The 21,366-nt window shown below is 36.8% G+C and carries 17 protein-coding genes and 2 pseudogenes; 14 read left to right on the top strand and 5 right to left on the bottom strand.

Annotated features, from left to right (window positions below):
• From BN358_RS08285 to dnaB, 6 genes and pseudogenes are all read left to right on the top strand, one after another.
• The coding region (locus BN358_RS08285) for a folylpolyglutamate synthase/dihydrofolate synthase family protein (RefSeq protein ID WP_019228768.1) at positions 1-1,271 on the top strand (1,271 nt) is incomplete at its 5' end.
• A 10-nt stretch (positions 1,272-1,281) separates the two neighbouring features.
• The gene (locus BN358_RS08280) at positions 1,282-3,015 is read left to right on the top strand and encodes a sigma-54-dependent Fis family transcriptional regulator (protein WP_019228767.1); all 1,734 of its coding nucleotides are present in this window, start codon (positions 1,282-1,284) and stop codon (positions 3,013-3,015) included.
• 107 nt (positions 3,016-3,122) lie between these two features.
• The gene (locus tag BN358_RS08275) at positions 3,123-4,076 is read left to right on the top strand and encodes a DUF2232 domain-containing protein (protein WP_019228766.1); all 954 of its coding nucleotides are present in this window, start codon (positions 3,123-3,125) and stop codon (positions 4,074-4,076) included.
• A gap of 20 nt (positions 4,077-4,096) precedes the next feature.
• Complete coding sequence (locus BN358_RS08270; RefSeq protein WP_019228765.1) at positions 4,097-6,106, top strand: DHH family phosphoesterase; 2,010 nt, start codon at positions 4,097-4,099, stop codon at positions 6,104-6,106.
• A pseudogene (gene rplI, locus BN358_RS08265) lies at positions 6,103-6,550 on the top strand (50S ribosomal protein L9). The gene BN358_RS08270 and the pseudogene rplI overlap by 4 nt, the downstream one beginning before the upstream one ends.
• A gap of 22 nt (positions 6,551-6,572) precedes the next feature.
• Positions 6,573-7,895, top strand: coding sequence for a replicative DNA helicase (dnaB, locus tag BN358_RS08260; protein ID WP_040582226.1), 1,323 nt, complete (start codon positions 6,573-6,575; stop codon positions 7,893-7,895).
• 158 nt (positions 7,896-8,053) lie between these two features.
• On the opposite strand, the gene BN358_RS08255 is transcribed toward dnaB, so the two are convergent.
• A complete protein-coding gene (locus tag BN358_RS08255) occupies positions 8,054-9,601 on the bottom strand; it encodes an SPOCS domain-containing protein (RefSeq protein WP_019228761.1) in 1,548 nt (515 codons plus the stop codon).
• A 329-nt stretch (positions 9,602-9,930) separates the two neighbouring features.
• Between BN358_RS08255 and BN358_RS08250 the strand changes: the two are divergent.
• Positions 9,931-11,534, top strand: a pseudogene (locus tag BN358_RS08250) (CTP synthase).
• A 241-nt stretch (positions 11,535-11,775) separates the two neighbouring features.
• On the opposite strand, the gene BN358_RS08245 reads toward BN358_RS08250, so the two are convergent.
• Genes BN358_RS08245 through BN358_RS22295 form a run of 3 tightly spaced genes read right to left on the bottom strand, consistent with a single transcriptional unit; the run spans position 11,776 to position 13,835 of the window.
• The gene (locus tag BN358_RS08245) at positions 11,776-12,936 is read right to left on the bottom strand and encodes an O-antigen ligase (RefSeq protein WP_019228760.1); all 1,161 of its coding nucleotides are present in this window, start codon (positions 12,934-12,936) and stop codon (positions 11,776-11,778) included.
• Positions 12,937-12,943: 7 nt separating this feature from the next.
• Positions 12,944-13,471 (bottom strand): DMT family transporter, encoded by a 528-nt coding sequence (locus BN358_RS08240; protein WP_157593269.1) that lies wholly within the window; start codon positions 13,469-13,471, stop codon positions 12,944-12,946.
• A gap of 19 nt (positions 13,472-13,490) precedes the next feature.
• A complete protein-coding gene (locus BN358_RS22295; protein ID WP_019228758.1) occupies positions 13,491-13,835 on the bottom strand; it encodes an EamA family transporter in 345 nt (114 codons plus the stop codon).
• Positions 13,836-13,953: 118 nt separating this feature from the next.
• On the opposite strand from BN358_RS22295, the gene cls reads away from it, so the two are divergent.
• Together cls and BN358_RS08230 are read left to right on the top strand one after the other, a co-directional pair.
• Complete coding sequence (gene cls, locus BN358_RS08235) at positions 13,954-15,402, top strand: cardiolipin synthase (protein WP_019228757.1); 1,449 nt, start codon at positions 13,954-13,956, stop codon at positions 15,400-15,402.
• Positions 15,403-15,463: 61 nt separating this feature from the next.
• Positions 15,464-16,354, top strand: coding sequence for a diacylglycerol kinase family protein (locus BN358_RS08230; protein WP_019228756.1), 891 nt, complete (start codon positions 15,464-15,466; stop codon positions 16,352-16,354).
• On the opposite strand, the gene BN358_RS08225 is transcribed toward BN358_RS08230, so the two are convergent.
• Positions 16,355-17,047, bottom strand: coding sequence for a 5'-methylthioadenosine/adenosylhomocysteine nucleosidase (locus BN358_RS08225; protein ID WP_019228755.1), 693 nt, complete (start codon positions 17,045-17,047; stop codon positions 16,355-16,357).
• 182 nt (positions 17,048-17,229) lie between these two features.
• Here BN358_RS08225 and BN358_RS08220 point away from each other — a divergent pair, with 182 nt between their 5' ends.
• The 5 genes from BN358_RS08220 to BN358_RS08200 all read left to right on the top strand — a co-directional run bounded on the left by BN358_RS08220 (position 17,230) and on the right by BN358_RS08200 (position 21,322).
• A complete protein-coding gene (locus tag BN358_RS08220) occupies positions 17,230-17,472 on the top strand; it encodes a GIY-YIG nuclease family protein (protein WP_040582224.1) in 243 nt (80 codons plus the stop codon).
• 67 nt (positions 17,473-17,539) lie between these two features.
• Complete coding sequence (locus BN358_RS08215; protein ID WP_019228753.1) at positions 17,540-18,364, top strand: DegV family protein; 825 nt, start codon at positions 17,540-17,542, stop codon at positions 18,362-18,364.
• Between the two features lie 79 nt (positions 18,365-18,443).
• Positions 18,444-19,307: a nitroreductase family protein gene (locus BN358_RS08210; RefSeq protein ID WP_019228752.1), complete on the top strand. Its 864-nt coding sequence runs from the start codon at positions 18,444-18,446 to the stop codon at positions 19,305-19,307.
• 70 nt (positions 19,308-19,377) lie between these two features.
• Complete coding sequence (locus BN358_RS08205) at positions 19,378-20,283, top strand: D-2-hydroxyacid dehydrogenase (protein WP_019228751.1); 906 nt, start codon at positions 19,378-19,380, stop codon at positions 20,281-20,283.
• 16 nt (positions 20,284-20,299) lie between these two features.
• Complete coding sequence (locus BN358_RS08200; protein ID WP_019228750.1) at positions 20,300-21,322, top strand: P1 family peptidase; 1,023 nt, start codon at positions 20,300-20,302, stop codon at positions 21,320-21,322.
• Positions 21,323-21,366 lie beyond the last annotated feature (44 nt).

Here is a 21,366-nt window from a genome sequence, read left to right as displayed (position 1 = left end):
GTACAAAGCTGGGACTTGAAAGAGGATTGCGTCTGGCTGAACTTCTTGGAAATCCACAGGACAGTTATAAAATTATACACGTTGCAGGCACCAATGGAAAGGGTTCAACCTGCAACATGATACATGATGTTCTTGTTGCATCAGGTTACAAAACCGGCTTATTTATAAGCCCTCATCTTGAAGACTTTACAGAACGCATTCAAATAAATAAAGTCCCTATTGACAAAGAATCACTTGTAAGAATAACGCAGGTTGTAAAAGAAAAAATTGATATAATGCACGAGGAAGGATTCGGAGAATTTACAGAATTTGAAGTTGTTACTGCAATAGGGTTTAAATATTTTCAGGAGCAGAACATAGATGTCTTGGTGCTCGAAGTAGGAATGGGCGGAAGACATGATGCAAGCAATGTTATAAAAGACAGCGTTGTTTCAGTAATTACATCTATAAGCCTTGATCATACAGAATTTCTGGGAAATACTCTCGGGGAAATTGCATGGGAAAAGGCAGGAATTATTAAGGAAAATTCAAATGTTGTCATATATCCTCAGCAGGATGAAATAGTGGATGTAATAGTTGAAGAAGCTAGAAAGAAAAATTCGAAAACCTATTTGGCTGACCCGGAAAACATAAGGATCATTAAAAGTGATTTAACAGGACAAGTTTTTGAATATATGAAAAAAGATGTGTTCAATATAGATGAACTGAAAATAAATTTTCTTGGAGAACACCAGGTTTTTAATGCAGCAACAGTGCTTTTGGCTTTAGAGGTAATAAAAAATGCAGGGTTCAACATAACTGAACAAAGCATTGTATCCGGACTTGAAGGAAGCAAATACCCAGGAAGGTTCGAAGTAGTATGCGAAAGTCCTGTGGTTATTCTGGACGGAGCACATAACATTAATGGCATAGAATATTTTTCAAGGACTGTGTCACATAATTTTAAAGATAAAAAAATTACGTTGTTTTATGGAATGCTGAAAGATAAAAACCCTGAATCGGTTTTAAGCTACTTGTTTCCCATAAGCAAGAAAATTTACACAATTACTCCAAACAGCCACAGGGCAATGAGTTCTAATGAAATGGCTGAGTTGATTAAAAAGCACACAGATGTGGATACCGTGCCTTTACATAATGCTGAGGATATAATAGATATTATTGACAATATGGGCGAGGACGAAGTGGCAGCATTTGTAGGATCATTGTACATGATTGGTGAAGTGAGGACAATCATAAAAAACTATCAGAAAAAACTTAATTTTGGAAAATAGAGGGATGTAAATGAGCGTATTGATGAGCATCAGATCTGAACTCACGCATATAGTGGAAGCTCTAAAGGCGGTTACAAATGTTGACATAATTATAGTTGATGAGAAGCTTGACCGAATTGTTTCAACTGTGGGAAAAAAGTTGGCTTCAGGCGACAAGGCACCGCTTTTTTCAGCATTTCACAATTGCCTCATAACCGGTGAACAGTATTTTATAGAGGATCCCAAGGATGACAAGATCTGCCGCAACTGTGCTTCTAAGGAAATTTGCAGAGAGCTTGTTGAATTTTGCATACCTGTGAGATTTAACAACGAGATTATAGGTGTTCTTGGTATGTGTGCTTATGATGAGCTGGCTAAGAAAAATCTCCTTACAAACAAGGAGAGCTACATGAATTTTGAAAGCCAGTTAAGCAGGATCATATCCACAATACTCAGCGAAAAAAATATAACACGCAAGCTTGAGTATAGATCCTCTGAGCTTATTACGCTCATAAATTCCATAAATGAAGGAATAATCATCATAAACAACAACAAGGAAATAATCACAATCAACAATTACATCAAGGAAAAATTGAATGTAAAAACAAACACCATGCCTGACATCACTGAGCTTTTGACTGAAAAGGCATATAAAAAACTTTCTTCCATGCATTTTAATGATCAGGTGGGGCCTGTGACTCTTGAGGGAATGGAATTTGTAATAAATGCAAATCCCATTGTGATTAAGGGTGAACAGGAAGGAATAGTCTTTGTGCTTTCAGACTTTGATAAAATGAAGGAATCTGTTCTTGAAGAAAACAGGAAAAAGGACCTTATAACATTTGAAGAAATTGTAGGTGAAAGTGAAGCCATACTTCAGGCCAGAAGGGAAGCCATTCAGGTTGCGCAGATGGATGCAGCGGTGCTAATTATGGGTGAGACAGGTACGGGCAAGGAAGTGTTTGCAAGAGCCATTCATTCAGCCAGCAGGAGAAAAAATGACGTGTTCATGGCTGTGAACTGCGGAGCCATTCCTGAAAATTTAATTGAAAGTGAGCTTTTCGGATATGAAAAGGGATCCTTTACCGGAGCAAACAGTTCAGGAAAGGCAGGAAAATTTGAAATATGCAAGGATGGTACCCTTTTCTTGGATGAAATAGGTGACCTTCCTTTCCTCATGCAGGTCAAATTAAACCGTGCACTTGAGGAAAAGGAAATTATAAGGGTTGGCGGAAATTCTCCCATTAAAGTAAATCCCAGAATAATATCAGCAACCCACAGAAATTTATACGATCTTGCAGAGAAAAATCTGTTCAGAGAGGATCTTTATTACAGGTTAAATGTTGTACCCATACATCTTCCTGCCTTAAGGGACAGGGGTTACGATGTAATAATTCTTGCAAGGTTTTTCCTGAACCGTTTTTCTAAAGCATACAGCAAGGACCTTGCAGGATTTACTCCCGAAGCAGAGAAAATTCTCATGAAACACAATTTCCCAGGCAATATTAGGGAACTGAGAAATTTAATAGAATATGCTGTAATTTTCGAGGAAGACAGCATTATTGGGGCACATAATATTAGAAAGAAAATCGGGAAAGAAAAGGAAACTGAAAATTTAAAGCTGTCTGACCTTACAAAATCTTATGAAAAATCAATCATAACAAACAGAATCAGAAGTCTGGGTGATTCAGTGGACTCAAAAAAAGAAGCAGCCCGCCAGCTTGGAATAAGCATAGCAACTTTGTACAGAAAACTTGAAAGCTGAATTTTATAAACTGTCATTGACTTTTCGGCCTATTCAAATTAATTTTGACTTTATATAGTTTTTAGGGTAAAATAATATATTAGAATTATAAATAAGTTGAGGTAATAATGAACAGAAATTTTAAAACATCCAGTATTACAGAATCAGCAATGATAACAGGAATCCTTGTTATCCTGGCGTATCTGTCAAACTTTTTTTCGCTTGTAATGTTTTTTTACCCTACACCTGCAATTATTCTGGCTAAAAGGAAGGGATTAAAGTATGCAGCACTTTCTTTGATGGCCTCTGATATTTTGGTTTCAATGCTTTTAGGTATTCAAACAGGAATGATATTCCTGATTTTATACACACCGCTTGCTATTGCTCTTGCTTATGGCGTATGTAAGGATGAAGATGCCAACAAAACCATTTTATACGGCTCTGCAGCGTACATGGTTTCTTTTGTTGTGCTTATTCTCTTGATGAATGCTGTAATGGGTGTAAATTTTGTACAGCAAATGACTGAAATGTACGATGAAAGTATAAACATAATGAAAGAGATGGTTTCCAATATGCCTGCAGGAACAAACACCGCAGGTACAGAGCAAATGCTTAAAACTTTCGATGATATGGGCAAAACCATGAATTTCATCATAACAAATGTTTTTCCGGCTATTCTGGTTGTTGCTTCTGTTATGACATCTTATATCAATTACCTGGTTGCAAGCAAATTTGCAAAGCGCTTTTCCATAAGCATAAGACAACATGAAGGCTTGAGCTACTTTTCATTTCCGAGAACATTTATGGCTGCCATGGCAGCACTTCTTATTTTGTCGTTTGTACTTAATTTGTTCAATATAAATGTAAGCTTGATTCAAGTGAATTTGTTCATGATTGTATTTGCGGCAATGTTTTTCCAGGGATTTGCAGTATTGAAATTTTTCCTTATGAGATCAAGCATAAACAAGACGCTAAGAACCATAATACTGGCAATGGTCTTATTAATGAGCGGAGGATTTGCTCAGATGTTGGCCATTGTCGGACTTGTGGATTTGGCAATAGATTTGAGAAAGATAAAATAAGTTTTGTATGGAGGTAATGCATGGATAATAAAATGACTCCAAAGTTTTTAAAGGATGACAGCATATTATATTTTATAGTGATTATCTGCTTGATAGCAGTGTTTCTCATAGAAGGGATGTATGTCTATGTGGGATTTGCAGCACTTATTTTGCTTGGAGTGGCTGCTATCACATTGAGGAAACAAGTTGTCAGAGAAAAAGAACTTAAAAATTACATTATAGAATATACAAAAAACATAGAAAACTTATCTGTGAATTCCTTTTATTATTCTCCTTTGCCAATATGCATTATAGGACCGGCAGGAAAGATTTTCTGGTTCAACAGCAAGTTCAAGGAACTTATCGGAGCACTGGCTGACAGCATAGAAAATATTGAAGAGTACGACAGTGATTTTCCTTTGAAGTCAATGGAAGGCAACAAGGAAGGAACTATCAATAATATAGAAATAGATAAATCCGGTAAAAGCTTCAATGTCATGTATTACCAGCTTGAAGAAGGACGGTTCGGTCAGGACATGTCATATGTGTGCTACTGGAATGAAAACACCGCATACACAAGTCTTAAGTCAAGGTACAACGATGAAAGACCTATAGCTGTACTCGTACAAATTGATAATTATGATGAAATATCAGAAAAACTTGACAAGGGCGAAAAATCCGCCATGACTGCAGAGGTTGAAAAGATTCTCAACAGGTATGCTTCGGAAATGAACGGTTTTGTCCTTAAATATGACACATCCAAGTTTCTCATGATGATAGAAAACAAGTTTCTGGACACTCTTGAAGCCAAGAAATTCCCAATGCTTGACGATGTAAAAAATCTTAAGGGAAGCGGAGACTTTAACTTCACCTTAAGTATTGGAGCAGGAGCTCTCGCCAAGAATCTGACGCAGCTTATAGATTATGCCAAGGGGGCACTTGATGTGGCTCTTGGAAGAGGCGGGGATCAGGCAGTTGTCAAGAGAATAAATTCTGTTAAGTTTTACGGCGGAACCAGCAAGGCAGTGGAAAAGAGAACAAAGGTAAAGGCTAGGATTATTTCCTACGCTTTGAGGCAGATAATAGACCAGAGCTCCAATGTGCTCATAATGGGGCACAGGGTCGGAGACATGGACAGTCTTGGTGCTTCCATAGGACTTTACAGCATAGCAAGAAGCAGGGGTAAAAAGGCTAATATTGTATTGAACAATGTAAACTATGCCTTGAAAAACATGCATGAAAGAATGAAGCATGAGGAAAGCCACTACAAGGAGGCTTTAATAACAACTGAAGCTGCCATGAACATGATTGATCAAAACACTCTTGTTGTTGTTCTTGACACTCACAGGAGAAGCTATACTGAAGCTCCTGAGCTGCTCGGTAAAATTGACAAAATTGTTCTGATAGACCATCATAGAAGAAGTGAAGAATACATTGAAAATACGCTGCTGGATTACATTGAGCCATACGCTTCCTCCACATGCGAGCTTGTTTCGGAAATAGTGCAGTACATGGATGACCACATAAAGCTCACAAAGTTTGAAGCAGATGCTCTTCTTGCAGGAATTGTTGTGGACACTAATTCCTTCACATTCAAGACAGGAGTGAGGACATTTGAAGCAGCATCCTTCCTGAGAAGAAATGGTGCAGACACTGCTGATGTCAAGCAGCTTTTCAATGAAAGCCTTGACTCCATGAAGAAAAAGACAGAAATAATCGAAAGATCTGAAATATTGTTTGGTGATGTTGCAGTATCATATATAGACGAACTGTCGGAAGACTCAAATGTAATTGCTGCTCAAAGCGCAGATGAACTTCTGACCATAAAGGATGTTAAATTGAGCTTCGTGCTTGTCAGAAATAAGGATTACATCAACATAAGCGGACGTTCTCAAGGCAATGTGAACGTGCAGGTAATAATGGAATCTCTTGGAGGTGGAGGACACCTGAACATGGCCGGTGCACAGATACAGACACAGGATATGGAAGAGGCCAAAACAAAGCTCTACGAAGCTATAACCAATTATAAAAAGGAGAGTAAAAACAAATGAAAGTAATATTGTTGGAAGATGTTAAGAATGTAGGGAAAAAAGGAACAATTATAAATGCCAAAGACGGATATGCAAGAAACTTCCTGTTTCCTAAAAATTTAGCCATAGAAGCAACTGATGTAAATTTAAAAAACCTTGAAAATGCAAAAAAAACAAAAAGAAGCAAAAGAAAAAGAAATTCTTGAAGAAGCAAAACAACTTGAAGAAAAACTAATGCAGATTACTATTGTCATTAAAACAAAGACAGGTGAAAACGGAAAGCTTTTCGGTTCAATAACAACTAAAGAACTTGCTGAAATTCTGGAAAAAGATTATGGCTTTGTGTTTGACAAGAAAAAACTTGAACTTGATGACACTATTAAATCTGTGGGCGAATATTTTGTTAAAGTAAGACTACATCCTACAGTTAATGCCAAGGTAAAGGTAATTGTTACAGAAAAATAAGAGGGTTGACATGTCAGATTTAATGAATTTAGGAAAAATTCCGCCTCACAATTCAGAAGCAGAACAGACAGTGCTTGGTGCTGCGCTCATTGATCACGTTGCTGTTGAAAAAACTGTGGACTTGCTTAACAATGAAGATTTTTATTTTGAAGCAAACAGAGAAATTTTTGACAGCATAAAGCAGGTGCACTCACAGAATATTCCTGTGGATGCGCTGACTGTAACTGAAGAATTGAAAAAAAGAGGAAAAATTGAATATGTGGGCGGTTTTGAGTACCTGGCGAGACTTACCGAAAATATAATAACTTCAAAAAACGTGGAAGCGTATTGCAACATCATTAAGGAAAAATCTACTCTAAGAAAACTCATAAGCGCTTCAAGTGAAATCATTGAAAAGGGATTCAAGGAAAGTGACGACGTACAAAAGATAATTGAGCTTGCAGAGTCAAGAATTTTTTCCATATCTCAAAATCGGGGTGTCAATTCATTTTCCCAGATCAAGGATGTTCTGATGAATGTCTTCAACCAGCTTGAAGAAAGAGCCATGAACAAGGGAAGCCTCACAGGAATCACAACAGGCTATGACGATCTGGACAGAATGACATCTGGTCTTCAAAGGTCTGATTTGATTTTGCTGGCGGCCAGACCTTCCATGGGAAAGACAGCACTGGCGCTTAACATTGCCATGAACGCCGTAAAATCCGGTGCTTCTGTTGCCTTGTTCAGTCTTGAAATGTCCAAAGAACAATATGTACAGAGAATCATAAGCATGGAATCAATGGTTGAGAGCACAAAACTCAGGTCAGGCAATCTTGATGATGATGACTGGAGCAGGCTGATTTCAGTTATGAGCACTATTTCAAACTACAATGTGTTCATAGACGACACGGCTTCTGTTTCATTGTTTGAAGTAATGTCAAAGTGCAGAAGACTTAAAATTGAGCAGGGACTTGACATGGTAATAGTGGACTACCTCCAGCTCATGACTGACGGTGGAAGAAGCGGAGACAACAGGCAGCAGGAAATTTCAAATATTTCAAGAGGATTGAAGGCAATGGCCAGAGAACTTAACTGCCCGGTAATTGCTTTGTCGCAGCTTTCTCGTGCACCTGAACTCAGAAACGACCACAGGCCTATAATGTCTGACTTGAGAGAGTCAGGAGCCATAGAGCAGGACGCCGACGTTGTAATGATGCTTTACAGAGATGAATATTATTTGAAGGAAGAATCCGAGAAGAAAGGCATCACGGACGTAATCATTACAAAGCAAAGAAACGGCCCAGTTGGAACAGTGGAGCTTGCCTGGATAGGACAGTACACGAAGTTCGGCAACATTCAGAAATAACCTTTTTCAATTAAGAATGAAGAATTAAGAGTGAAGAATTACGGTAAAAAAAGTTCAGGAAAATCCTGAACTTTTTTGATTAAATAAAATCAGGACTTGTGCATAGCACAAGTCCTTTCGTTTAATTCTTAATTCTTAACTCTTAATTCTTAATTGATTTACACTTTTCTTGCAATTATAATCTTTGTTCCCGGTGTCAGTGCATTGTCTGCAGGGATGTCGTTTAGTTCCTTGAGATAATTGATTGACAGATTGTAATTTTTGGCTATATCCCACACTGTTTCACCGGGTTGAACAACTCTGAAAAGCAAACTTGGCATTTTGCTGTGGTCAACTGCCCCTGTTTCAACAATGTTGCTGATAATCTCTATTTCTTCATTGTCTTTTAATTTCATTCCAACGTTGATGTCGCAGTTTACCATTACGGAATTGCTTCCTTTTCTGTAAGCTCCGCACTTGCTGATTTTTACTGTGGAGTCTATAATGTTTTGTGCTTCCCCTTCATTCAGATCAACCGATGCTGTAAATGGCATTGAACCGTAGGCCTTGTCGATTTTGTTGATGTCAGAGTTCAAATAAAGAATGTTTACATCCAAAAATCCATCAACTACATATTTGTCATCATACATTCTTTTTTCAGAAACTTTTGGACTTATATCAACTGTGTAAATGTCTTTTACTGTTCCTGAAACAACATCAAGGTTATTTTCATATTTTAGTGTCTTGTTTGTAATATCCTTCAATGAACTTAAGTTTACCTTTGCGGATGTAAGATCAAGAAGTGATTCAGTTGAATAACAGTCCGTTATTATGTTTTTTTCAACAGTATCATACAATGTTGCATTGATAGTGAAAGGAAGGTTGAACTCAATCATCCTTTTTTCATTGTCATAATTTTCTGCTGCTGCATATGTCATTTCATTCAAAACAATATTTATGTCCTTGAGCATATGATCATTGGAATTCTTCACTTCCAGGTAGTGGGTAAACGGAAATTCCTCAGAAATGTATCCAGCTGAATTTAAGCTGTTGTCTTCTGCATAGAGGAAACCAACTTTGCAGATTCCTTCAACCAGCATTTTTTCGTCCATTGTTTCAACGTTTGTTATGTATGCATCTGATTCAGCCTTCAATATTCTTGCAATTTCATCGGAGTTCTTGTTCAGTTCAACTGCATCATCAATGCTTGCTTCCTCGGAAATTTCGCTTATAACGTCTGTGTACCTGATGTTTTTGGTCTTTGCTTGAAAGCTTCCGTCTGACTCAAGGTTTGAAACAAAGTCCACTGGATGCTTGCTTATTACATCTGTTTCTAATATTATTACTGACTTAACCATGTAATTTCTTTCTGTGATGGGTTCTGCGTCAATGTAATCGATGTATGCGTTTACTTGTACATTCATGAGGTCTGTTCCGCCGGGTACTGCAAATTCCGCTGAAAACGGAACCTTGTCTGACATGGAACATGCTGTTACTTCTTCATCAGGTGAGCGGTATATGATGTTGTACACCAATTCTCCGTTTACCGTAACTGTTCCATTGTTTACCGTTGCATTGGTTATTTTAATTTTTCCCTCTGTTGATATTATTTTTTCTATATCAGGCAGGTTATCGGCAACGGTAAATTCGTTTTCTAATAATACTTCATTGGAGCTTGAATCGATGACTTCATTAATATTAAAAGTATCGCTGAATAATTTAAACAATATTAAATCCTCCTTTAGTTTACAGTATTTCAGTATTCTTTTATAAATGTATATGCCGCTTAATTTTCAGTTAGTACAACTTACATACAATAAAAATAAAAAATTTTAAAAAAACATTGACCTTTTTATTCTTTTAATATAAAATTGTTTAGTAAATATCTGATTTATTTGTTTTAGATTAATGATTTATGTGATGTGCGAAATTAATAATTAAAATATAGCAGAGACTAAAAAAAAACCCCTTTTTTGGTCTCTGTTTTTATTTTTGTCGTCTTGCAATACTAATTTAATTAATTTATTAAGCAGAAATTGGAATATAGGAGGAGAAAATGCCAAAATACATTTTTATCACAGGAGGAGTTGTTTCTTCCCTTGGGAAAGGGATAACAGCAGCATCGCTTGGAAGACTTTTAAAAGCCAGAGGGCTGAGAGTAACATTGCAGAAATTTGATCCATATTTGAATGTAGATCCGGGAACCATGAGCCCATACCAGCATGGGGAAGTATATGTTACAGATGACGGAGCGGAAACAGATTTAGACCTGGGTCATTATGAGAGAATAGTGGATGTTGATTTGACAAAGTACAGCAGCATCACATCTGGTAAAATTTACTGGTCCGTACTTAACAAGGAAAGAAAGGGAGATTACCTCGGTGGAACTGTCCAGGTAATTCCTCACATTACAAATGAAATCAAGTGTATGCTTACAAGAATATCAACTGTAAGTGATGTAGATGTGGTCATAACGGAAATAGGCGGCACTGTAGGAGACATAGAAAGCCTTCCGTTTTTGGAGGCAATACGCCAAATGCGTTATGAAGTGGGAAGAGAAAATGTTATGTACATACATGTGACACTCTTGCCTTACTTGAGCAAGGCTGGGGAGCTTAAGACAAAGCCAACTCAGCACAGCGTAAAGGACTCTTGAGTATTGGTATTCAGCCGGACATGCTTGTGTGCAGGACAGAAAAAGAATTAACAGGAGATTTGAAATCTAAGATTGCATTGTTCTGCAATGTTGACAAACAAAATGTAATTCAAAATACAGATGCAGATTCGCTTTATGAAATCCCTCTTTTGCTGGAAAAGGAAGGTCTGGCAAATTTAGTTTGCAAGCACTTTGATCTTTGCTGCAGCAAGGAGCCTGATCTTTCAGAGTGGAAAGACATGGTAAAAAGGTCCAAGAATCATGTTCATAATGTAAAAATAGCTCTAGTGGGAAAATATGTAGAATTAAGAGATGCGTATTTATCAGTTGCAGAGGCACTGAGGCATGCAGGAATTGACAACTCGGCAGAAGTTGAAATTTCATGGATTCATTCTGAAATAGTGAATGAGAAAAACTATGAAGAAATATTGAAGGGTCATGATGGAATTCTTGTTCCGGGCGGTTTTGGTGACAGAGGAATAGAAGGAAAAATTCTTGCTGCAAGGTATGCACGTGAAAACAAAAAACCATTTTTGGGAATATGCCTTGGCATGCAAATGGCTGTGGTGGAATTTGCAAGAGACGTTTTGGGATACCAGGGAGCAGACAGCACAGAATTCAGTCCTGAAACAAAGTATCCTATGATAGACATTATGGAAAGCCAGAAGGATATTGAAAACAAAGGCGGTACCATGAGGCTTGGAACATATCCATGCAAGCTTGTGGAAGGGACAAAGGCCAAGGAAGCATATGACGGTGCTGACATAATCCATGAAAGACACAGGCACAGATATGAATTCAACAACAGCTTCAGGCAAGTATGCGAAGAAAACGGACTCATAATATCCGGTGCTTCTCCTGACAACAAGCTTGTTGAAATAGTTGAGCTTAAAGATCATCCGTGGTATGTAGCAGCTCAGTTCCATCCGGAATTCAAGTCAAGACCTACAAGAAGTCATCCGTTGTTCAAACACCTGATTAAGGCAGCAATAGAGAACAAGTAATTAAAGTTAAGAATGAAGAGTTAAGGAATAAAATTAAGAGTTAAGAATTAAGAATTAAATGAAAAAATCCGTTCAGCTGAACGGATTTTTGTTTTACAGTGAGAACTCGGCTTCTAATTATTTATAGGGGATGACAGTAGTCCTCCCCTACAATCTGAAAATTTAAGGAATTTGATTTGTTGATAACAACAACGGATTTTAAATTTTTTGTTTAAAATTCTTCATTCTTAACTCTTAACTCTTAATTCTTAATTGCTTTTAAAACCCCTGCATACATACACATTATCAACAATATTTGCGGCGTAAGAAGCACTGAGTCCACCAGACCGTGTATGAGCGCCATTGATAGTATAATAAATGCTGTTATCCAAATTTGATTGTCTTGTGTTGTTTTTATGTTCTTAATTATTGTGGATGCTGCCTTAAATATAATAGATGAAAAAATTCCAAATCCAATAATTCCGGTTTCCGTCAATGACTGTATATAAATATTGTGGCAGTGCTCAATATTTGTTTTTACAACAGTTGAATATGTAGAAATGTGTTTGAACAGCGTCCCAAAGCCTATTCCAGTAAGGGGATTATCCTTAATTATTTGAATGCATGCTTTCCATATTTCAATCCTGTAAAGAAAAGAGCTGTCACTTGCAGCGCTTGATGGATTTAATCTTCCAATTCCAAACACATAGTCCGTACCAAACATAACAGCAGAAACTATTGCTGCATATTTAAGATATTTTTTGTTGAATATGCTTGCAATTAAAAGGGATGCTATGAGAGAAATCCATGATGTTCTTGAAAAAGTAAGGAACAAGCAACTAATCCCTGTTAAAAATACAGCCAGTGACAGGTTCATTTTTTTGAAATCAAGATTTCCGCATGCTGAAATTATTAGTAGATTGATGTAAAAACCGAATATGTTGGGATTAAAAAAGGTTGAGTAAATTCTTTTGGTCAATTTGAACTGATTTGCGTCCACCCATTTTCCCGGAATTGAAAATCCGGGGTTGAAATATTGTATTATTCCAATGAAAAATGCAATTATTGAAACAATATATATTATTTTCTTAAGCTTAACAGCCTCTTCTTCATTCATGGACTCAAAGAACATGTAGTATGAAAACAAGCAAAGAACATAAATTATTGCATAAACAAATGATATCGCTTTAAATTGAGAAAAAAGTACGCCCATGAATATGTATACTTTTAACATTTTGAATTCAGAGCCCTTTGAAATAAAGAACATGTCTTTATTTGACCAATGGGCAATAAAAACTGCTGCAACTGTAACATATGCAGCAGGAATGAATGCAACAGATAAAATCAACGTTATATAAGGAATGGAGCCTATCTTGACAGATGCCCCGGAGTTAAGTTTGCTGTTTAAAATTTCGTAGTCCATAAAAACCTCAATTGTTATTAATTCCCGATTCTTTATTTTGTGTTATTATGTAGTAAAAAATACCCGTTATAATTATTATTCCTCCAGCCAGGGTGTATACTGAAGGTATTTCTCTGAATATGATTAAAGCAAGGATACTTGCAAATATTGGCTCGCTCAAAGTGGATACAGATATGAGCGTAGAGGAAAAATATTTGACAAGGTAATTGTACACCGTGTGACCAAGTATGGAGCAAAAAAATGCCAGAGCAAAAAACAGTGCAAATTCTCTCGGAGGGTACGGGTAGACAGGAGTGCTGCTTAAAAAACACATTGCAAACAAAATAACAGCCGAGACAGAATACACTATGAACACATATATTCCGGCGCTTAAATTTTTCCTGACTATTCCGCCGATAACCAAGTAACCAGCAACAAAAATTGCTCCTAAGAAAGCAAGAATGTTGCCTGTCATCATGCTTGTCTGAGTGCTGCCTGCAGAACCCATGGCAATGATTGCTGTTCCTGTCAGAGACATTGCTATTCCAATTACCATCCTGCCGGAAGGCTTTTCCTTAAAGGAAAAAAAAGTTTGCAAGAGCAACAAACATGGGGCTGCATGCCACCAATACAGTTGAGTTAGCAATGGTGGTCATTTTAATGGAAGATATCCAAGATGCATAATGAAGGGCAAGGAAAATACCGCTAAAAATGCAAAGAATAAAGTCCTTTTTGCTAATTTCCTGAAACTCTTTCCTGCTTTTAATCATAACAGGAAACAATAGCATCATGCATGTAAACAGCATGCGGTAGGCCGATATGACCAAAGCCGGAGCAGTTGAATATCTTATTATTATTGATGACAGAGAAGTAAAAAAAGTTCCTGCTAGAATCCAGTATTTAGAAGGTGATTTTTCCATATGTGCCTGCCTTTCGTATAGATAATATTAGCATAAGAGCATTATTATTTCAATACAGGAACAAAAAGAATAATAAACAATATATATGTAATAATAAAGTATTGACAAGGAGGCAGTCATGTTAAATATTTTCAGTTCTATTTCAATTATTTATTTTATAAACATTGCTATGGCTGTCGTTGTGATTTTTCTTGAAAGGAAGGACCCTACAGCAACGCTGGCCTGGGTGCTTGTCTTACTCATATTTCCCGGATTTGGATTTTTGCTCTATCTCATGCTTTCTCAAAACTTCAGCAGGAAAAAACTTTTTGCAATGAAAATATACACCAGGAAAACATTCGGTGACTACATCAAAGTTCAGCAGGAACTATTCAGTTCCGGTAAATTGGTATTGAATGACAAACATGCGGAACGTTTCAAGGATTTGATCAAAATGAACCTTTTTTTTCATGGGTTTTCATACACTCAAAACAATGATGTAACAATATATACCGATGGTCAGGAAAAGTTCTACGAGCTTTTCAGATTGTTGGAAAAAGCACAGCACCACATCCACATTGAATATTACATCATTAAAAATGATGATTTAGGAAATAAACTTTTTGAAATCTTAAAGAAAAAAGCAGCCGAAGGAATTGAAGTGAGGCTTTTGTTTGATTCTGTGGGAGGAAGACATGTGCCTAAGGAGAAAATCAAGGAAATGACTTCTTCTGGAGTAAAAGTGGCAGTGTTTTTTGAAAGCCGCTTTCCGTTTTTCAACTTCAAGATAAATTACAGAAACCATAGGAAAATTGTGGTAATAGACGGCAATGCAGCATTCATAGGAGGATTCAACATAGGTGACGAATACCTGGGCCTTAATAAGAAAATCGGATACTGGCGGGATACACATTTAAAAATAACAGGAGATGCAGTCATAGATCTTCAGACACGATTTTTCCTGGACTGGGGCCATGCATCCAAGGAAGAAGACCTCATATTTTTGCCCAGATATTTTCCTGACAGCAACAATTCGGGTGCAGTGGGCATACAAATTATAAGCAGCGGTCCGGACACACCAGACCAGACAATAAAAAGCAGCTATGTGAAAATGATCAATTCAGCAAAGGAAAGCATTTTGATCCAGACACCCTACTTCATACCTGATGCCAGCGTGTTTGAATCCATTAAAATTGCTGCCATGTCCGGAGTGGATGTGAAAATAATGATTCCATGCAAGCCTGACCATCCATTTGTTTACTGGGCAACATACTGGTATTGCGGAGGGCTCTTAAAATACGGAGTGAAGGTTTATACCTATGAATATGGTTTTCTTCATGCCAAGACAATTGTAATAGACAAAGTGGTTTCTTCTGCAGGGACGGCCAACTTTGATATGAGGAGCTTCAAACTGAATTTTGAAAGCAATGCTTTGATATATGACCAGAAAATTTCAGGCAATCTCTATGATATTTTCATGGAAGATTTAAATTATTCCATGGAACTCACAAGAGAGCTTTATCTTGAAAGAGGTGTAATTATCAGGATGAAGGAATCAATTTGCAGACTTCTGGCTCCTTTGTTATGATTTAGATTGAAAAATTTTCATTAATTGATATAATTATGTATCATATGAATACGGAGATAAAATGAAAAAATACTTTGTAATATATAATCCATCATCAGGTAAGGAACTGGCTCCGCAAAAAATATTTCATGCTGCGGAATCCATAATGGAAATTGAAGATACTGAATTTACATTTTTTGCAACAAAGAAAAAGGGAGACGGTGAAGCTGCTGCCATAAGGGTATGCCAAGAAGGATTTGACATGATAATTTCCTGCGGAGGAGATGGTACAGTCCATGAAGTTGTAAACGGCATGATGAAATGTCCAGAAAGACCAAGGCTTGCAATTCTTCCTGCAGGAACAGTTAACGATTTCGCTGAACAGCTGAAAATGCCAAAGGCTTATGCTAATTTTGCATCACTTTTATTAAAGAAAAAGTTTATTTCCATAGATGTTGGGAAAATAAATGATGATTATTTTGTAAATGTTGTGGGCGGAGGGGCATTTACCAGTATACCTCACAACGTCACAGTTGAAGCTAAGACAATACTGGGAAAATACGCATATTATTTCAAGGCTGCTGTGCAGGTTCCGGAAGAACTTGAAAGCTCACACAACATTACCTATGAAATTGACGGAAATCAATACAAGTTCAGCACGCTGCTTTTCCTTGTTGTAAATTCGTCCGGAGCAGGAGGATTTAAATATTTGTGTCCTGATGCTAAAATAAACGACGGTCTCCTTGATTTGGTTATTTTCGAAAAAACAAATAATGCTGACCTCCTTCAAATATTTACGAAGGTTTTTAACGGCCAGCACATTACGCACCCCAAGGTTCATTACTACCAGGGGAAAAATATTAAAATTATTTCTGACAAGGACTTGTCAGTGGATGCCGACGGAGATTTCGGGGGATATGCACCACTTGAAATATCTTCTGTCCACAATGCCATTGAACTTTTGGTTCCTTGATTAAACAGTTTTTAAAAAGTTGTTTATAAGATTTATTGATTTTTTCGCGGCTACTTGGACAAAGGCAGGAAAATCCATGTGAGCTGAGCCGTCTGCCTTGTCTGAGATGGCTCTTATTATGCAGAAATCCACATTGTTCAGATAACATACATGTCCTATGGCAGCACCTTCCATTTCTGCGCAAAGAGCCTTGAAGTTTTCAACAATGTAATCTTTTTTTGATGCGCTGCAAATGAATTGATCTCCGGAAGCAATTGTACCTACAAATACTTTTGTGTTTTCAATTTTTTTTGCACTTGCTTCTATTTTTTCAACCAGCATTTCAGGGCATGGTATTTCAATAAGATCAATTCCGGAAATAAGTCCAATTGGGTCACCAACTCCTGAAGTGTCAAAGTCGTGCTGAACAACCTTGTTTGAAACAACAAGATCTCCTATGTCAAGAGATGCGCTTAGACTTCCTGCAACTCCTGTGTTTATGATTGCTGCAGGATTATATTTAAGTATCATGGTCTGAGCACACACTGCAGCATGTACCTTGCCTATTCCGCATTTTGCAACCACCACATCTTTTCCTTGAAGTGTTCCCTCGTAATACACTATACCGCTTATTGTGTCTTTTTTTATGTTCTCCATGGACTCAATCAGTTCTGCAACTTCAACATCCATGGCTCCAATTATTCCTATTTTCATATTAACCTCCACTGTATAAGATTATTTTAATATAGCAAAATCTAAATGTCAATTTAAACAATTGATTTATCATCGCCATAAAAAGTTAAAATAATCTATATAAATTTTCTGGACATAAAATGCTGAATTTTTTACAAAAATATGTTAAAATGATTTTATCTGAAAATAATAAGGGTGAAAATATGCATTACATATATATAGTGCAGTGCTGTGACGGAACATTGTACACGGGGTATACAAACAACCTGGAGAAAAGAATCAAAGCCCACAACGAGAACAAGGGGGCAAAGTACACAAGGGGCAGAAATCCCGTAGAGCTCAAGTATTTTGAAGAATATCAGTGCAAGGGTGATGCTCTTAAAAGAGAAGCACAGATAAAAAAACTGACGAGGCCTAAAAAGCAACTGCTTTTCCATAATATTTAAAAATTCAATTGAATAGGTTGTTGAAATTTGTTATAATTGTATATAAAATTTATGAGGAGTGATCTGAATGAAGAAAAATTTAATTGTCGACAGTTGTGTTGATTTTAACGATTATACGGAAGATATTGAAAGGGTTCCCTTTAGAATACTTATAGAAAATGAAGAGATTGTTGATGAAAATCTGGATATTAATGAACTTATCCGCAAAATGAAAAACAGTACTTCTCAAATAAAAACAGCATGTGCTCCTCCGGAAGAATTTATTAATAAACTCAAGGACCATACTGACAATTTTATAGTAACAATATCAAGCCAATTAAGCGGTTCATACAACAGCGCCATGGTTGCTGTTGATTCGTTCAGGGAAAAATTTCCCGAGAGTTTTGTCCATGTTATTGATTCAAAATCTGCAGCTGCAGGGGAAACAATGATTGCCATGAAGGTGAAGCAGCTTATTGAAGAAAATATCAATACTGCAGAAATAATTGAGCAAACAAACAAATATATTTCAAAATTGAAAACATTTTTTATACTTGAGTCCCTGGACAATCTTGCAAAAAACGGCAGAATAACAAACTTCAAGGCAATGCTTGCAAACATAATGCACATAGTTCCCATAATGGGAGAAGACGGCAACGGAAAAATTGAGCTCAAGGAAAAAGTAAGAGGAAAGAAAAAAGCTTTTGAGAGACTAGTGGACATGATTGCCGAATACAATGTGGATTTTGAAAACACTGTTCTTGGCATAACTCATGTTGATTGTCTGGAAAAAGCAGAAAAATTAAGGGATCAGATAATGGCAAGATATCCTTTCAAAGATGTAAAAATTTTCAAATCGTCAGGATTGAGCACTGTCTATGCAGATGACGGAGGAATTGTAATTGCATTTTAAATAGTAAATTTTAAATTACTATGTTAATTTATTCTAAATGTGGGTATATATAAAATATAACTTACATGGAGGTAATAAAATGAATTACAAGGATACTATCGCATCTATAAAGTCAATAAGAGATTACAAGAAAGAAGAAGTCAGTCTTCAGAAATTAGACCAGTTGAAAGATTATTTCAGCAAAGGGAAAAGATTGGTTGAAGACATTAATATAGAAGTTTTATTAAAGAATAAAAATGAAGTTTATGATAATCTTAAAAATAGCGCAGGCTATAACGACCGAATGATTGAAGCTCCGCACTATATGATTATCCTTTCCGAAGAAAAAGATCATTATATAGAAAACACAGGCTATGCAGCAGAAGACATAATGCTAAAGGCATGGGAACTTGGTATTGGCTCATGCTGGATTACATTTAAGGATGGAGAAAATCTTAAAAAGAAACTTAACATTGAATCCGACAAAAAAGTCACTGCACTTATATCACTGGGATTTGACGACAATAAAAATAAAGTGATTTATGAAACAGTGTATGAACACAACCCTACAAAGACTGAAGTTAAAATAATAGAAGACAATGTTTCAGACAGACTTGGCATCAGAGACGTTGTGTTCATGAAAAAGTGGGGAGAAAATGCAGACACGGATGAACTGACAAATATGGGACTACTTGAAGCTTTTGTAAGCGCAAGAAGGGCTCCTTCAACAAAGAACAGACAGCCCTGGAGATTTATAGTTGACGACGGAACAATAGTGCTGGCATTAAGGTCTGATTCATACGCAGACGACTATGAGGAAAAAATTGATACAGGGGTTATAATGCTTTATTTTGAGGCAATAATAGACAGTACATTGTTTGATATGAAATGGAAATTAGGAAAGACTGAAAAGAATTATGAAGTACCGGCTGATTACGAAATTGTTGGATACTGCATCAGTTAATACAACAAAAAGGCGCTGAGGCGCCTTTTGTTTTATATTTGACAATAAATCATAAATATGGGAGAATAATATGAATATAATAATTGATAAGCATTATTTGGAATTTGCAAGGAAGACTTATCCTGAAATAAAATTTTTCGAAGAAATTGACCAGTGCCCGGAAGCAGAAGCTCTCATAGGGGAGCCTAACAACTTCAAGCCTGAAATTCTTGATAAAATGCCTAACTTAAGATGGATTCAATCATTCAGGGCAGGCTATGACAACATAGACATGGAGTATCTGAAAAAGAGAAAAATAACATTTACCAATGGCAGGGATATTTTCTCGGTGCCCATAGCAGAGGAGGTAGTGTTGAGGATTCTCATGCACAACGCCAATGCACTTAAATATATAGAAAACCAGAAACAACACAAGTGGGAAAGATTTAAAAGAACAGAGCTTATGGGGCAGACCATAGGTATCATAGGCACCGGTTCCATTGCAACTGAAATTGCCAAAAGACTGCAGGGATTTGGAGTGAAAGTATTAGGCTTTAAGAGGACACCGGTTCTCACCATGGCATATTTTGATGAAATATATTCAGGAAAAAAAGGTCTTGAATATGTAATGACAAACAGCGATTACATTGTTGTGACCGTGGACTTAAATAAGGACACATACCACATGATCAACAAGGATAACATAAATCTCATGAAGAACAGCGCTTCCATAATAAACATAGCAAGGGGAAGCATTATCAATGAGAAAGACTTAGCTGAAGCATTGAAAAACAATGTAATAAGCTATGCTTCAATGGATGTTTTCGAAACAGAGCCTATTGAAGAAAACAATGAATTGTGGGATATGAAAAATGTATATATAACTCCACACGCGTCCGGAATTGTAAAGAACAACAAGACAAGGTGGGAGAAGCTTATTAAAATCAACATACAAAATTTTGTTGACAATGAAGCGCTTATAAATGTAATCAAATAAAATTTCGGAGGAACAAATGGGTTTAGACAAAGATTTTGGCATTGCCATAGGGTCTTTAAAAAAAGGTAAAAGAAACCTCATTACTGATGTAAAGGGTGTGAAAGTCGGACATGTGACATTGAACGACGGAAACATAAAGACAGGAGTGACGGCAGTGCTTCCTCATGAAGGGAATATTTTCAAGGAAAAAGTGATGGCTTCTTCATGCGTCATTAACGGTTTTGGAAAAAGCATGGGCATACTTCAGATTGAAGAACTTGGAACCATTGAAACACCAATAATCATGACAAACACCCTCAGTGTTGGAACTGCTGCGACAGGACTTGTGAAATATATGCTGGAGCAAAATGAAGACATAGGCTCAACTACAGGAACCGTAAACTGTGTTGTTACAGAATGCAATGACGGAAGGCTTAATGATATAAGAGGCCTTCATGTGAAGGAAGAACACGTTTTAGAAGCAATTAAAAACGCATCAGAAGATTTTGAAGAAGGTGCTGTAGGTTCTGGAACAGGAATGGTGTGTTACAGTATTAAGGGTGGAATTGGTTCTTCTTCAAGAATTGTTGAACTTGACAACAAGGAATACACCCTGGGTGCCATAGTTATGTCAAACTTCGGTTCATTGAAGGATTTGATCGTTAACGGCGACAAAACAGGAGAAAGAATTTACAACAACCAGCAGCAGGAAAAAGACAAAGGCTCCATCATAATGATAATTGCTACAGACATTCCATTAAGTGAAAGACAGCTTAAGAGAGTTTCAAAAAGAGCAGTTATAGGTCTTGGAAGAACAGGATCTTATCTGGGAAACGGAAGCGGTGACATATGCATATCATTTACAACAGCTAACATACTAAAGCACTATTCAGACACAAACATTGTAAGCATGAAAATGCTTGATGATGAAGCAATCGACAAAGTGTTCAGAGCTGCTGCCGAGGCTGTTGAAGAATCAATAATAAGTTCAATGTATCACGCTGAAACAACAGTGGGGATCAATGGAAACACAAGAAAATCACTGAGAGACTTATTGTAAAATATATGCTGCTCTGACTTAATAATCACAAAAAGCAGTCGGAG

Source organism: Sedimentibacter sp. B4 (assembly GCF_000309315.1).
Taxonomy (GTDB): Bacteria; Bacillota; Clostridia; order Tissierellales; family Sedimentibacteraceae; genus Sedimentibacter; species Sedimentibacter saalensis.
Note: the sequence above shows the minus strand (reverse complement) of the source record. Positions and strands in the feature narration are given on the sequence as shown.

Bases quoted from the DNA above. Each gene is read 5' to 3' on its own strand.
- BN358_RS08205 (WP_019228751.1), top strand. From the start codon at position 19,378: ATGAATATAATAATTGATAAGCATTATTTGGAATTTGCAAGGAAGACT.
- BN358_RS08220 (WP_040582224.1), top strand. From the start codon at position 17,230: ATGCATTACATATATATAGTGCAGTGCTGTGACGGAACATTGTACACG.
- BN358_RS08245 (WP_019228760.1), bottom strand. From the start codon at position 12,936: ATGGACTACGAAATTTTAAACAGCAAACTTAACTCCGGGGCATCTGTC.
- BN358_RS08240 (WP_157593269.1), bottom strand. From the start codon at position 13,471: ATGGTAATTGGAATAGCAATGTCTCTGACAGGAACAGCAATCATTGCC.
- BN358_RS08230 (WP_019228756.1), top strand. From the start codon at position 15,464: ATGAAAAAATACTTTGTAATATATAATCCATCATCAGGTAAGGAACTG.
- dnaB (WP_040582226.1), top strand. From the start codon at position 6,573: ATGAATTTAGGAAAAATTCCGCCTCACAATTCAGAAGCAGAACAGACA.
- BN358_RS08210 (WP_019228752.1), top strand. From the start codon at position 18,444: ATGAATTACAAGGATACTATCGCATCTATAAAGTCAATAAGAGATTAC.
- BN358_RS08280 (WP_019228767.1), top strand. From the start codon at position 1,282: ATGAGCGTATTGATGAGCATCAGATCTGAACTCACGCATATAGTGGAA.
- cls (WP_019228757.1), top strand. From the start codon at position 13,954: ATGTTAAATATTTTCAGTTCTATTTCAATTATTTATTTTATAAACATT.
- BN358_RS08270 (WP_019228765.1), top strand. From the start codon at position 4,097: ATGGATAATAAAATGACTCCAAAGTTTTTAAAGGATGACAGCATATTA.
- BN358_RS08215 (WP_019228753.1), top strand. From the start codon at position 17,540: ATGAAGAAAAATTTAATTGTCGACAGTTGTGTTGATTTTAACGATTAT.
- BN358_RS08225 (WP_019228755.1), bottom strand. From the start codon at position 17,047: ATGAAAATAGGAATAATTGGAGCCATGGATGTTGAAGTTGCAGAACTG.
- BN358_RS22295 (WP_019228758.1), bottom strand. From the start codon at position 13,835: ATGGAAAAATCACCTTCTAAATACTGGATTCTAGCAGGAACTTTTTTT.
- BN358_RS08275 (WP_019228766.1), top strand. From the start codon at position 3,123: ATGAACAGAAATTTTAAAACATCCAGTATTACAGAATCAGCAATGATA.
- BN358_RS08200 (WP_019228750.1), top strand. From the start codon at position 20,300: ATGGGTTTAGACAAAGATTTTGGCATTGCCATAGGGTCTTTAAAAAAA.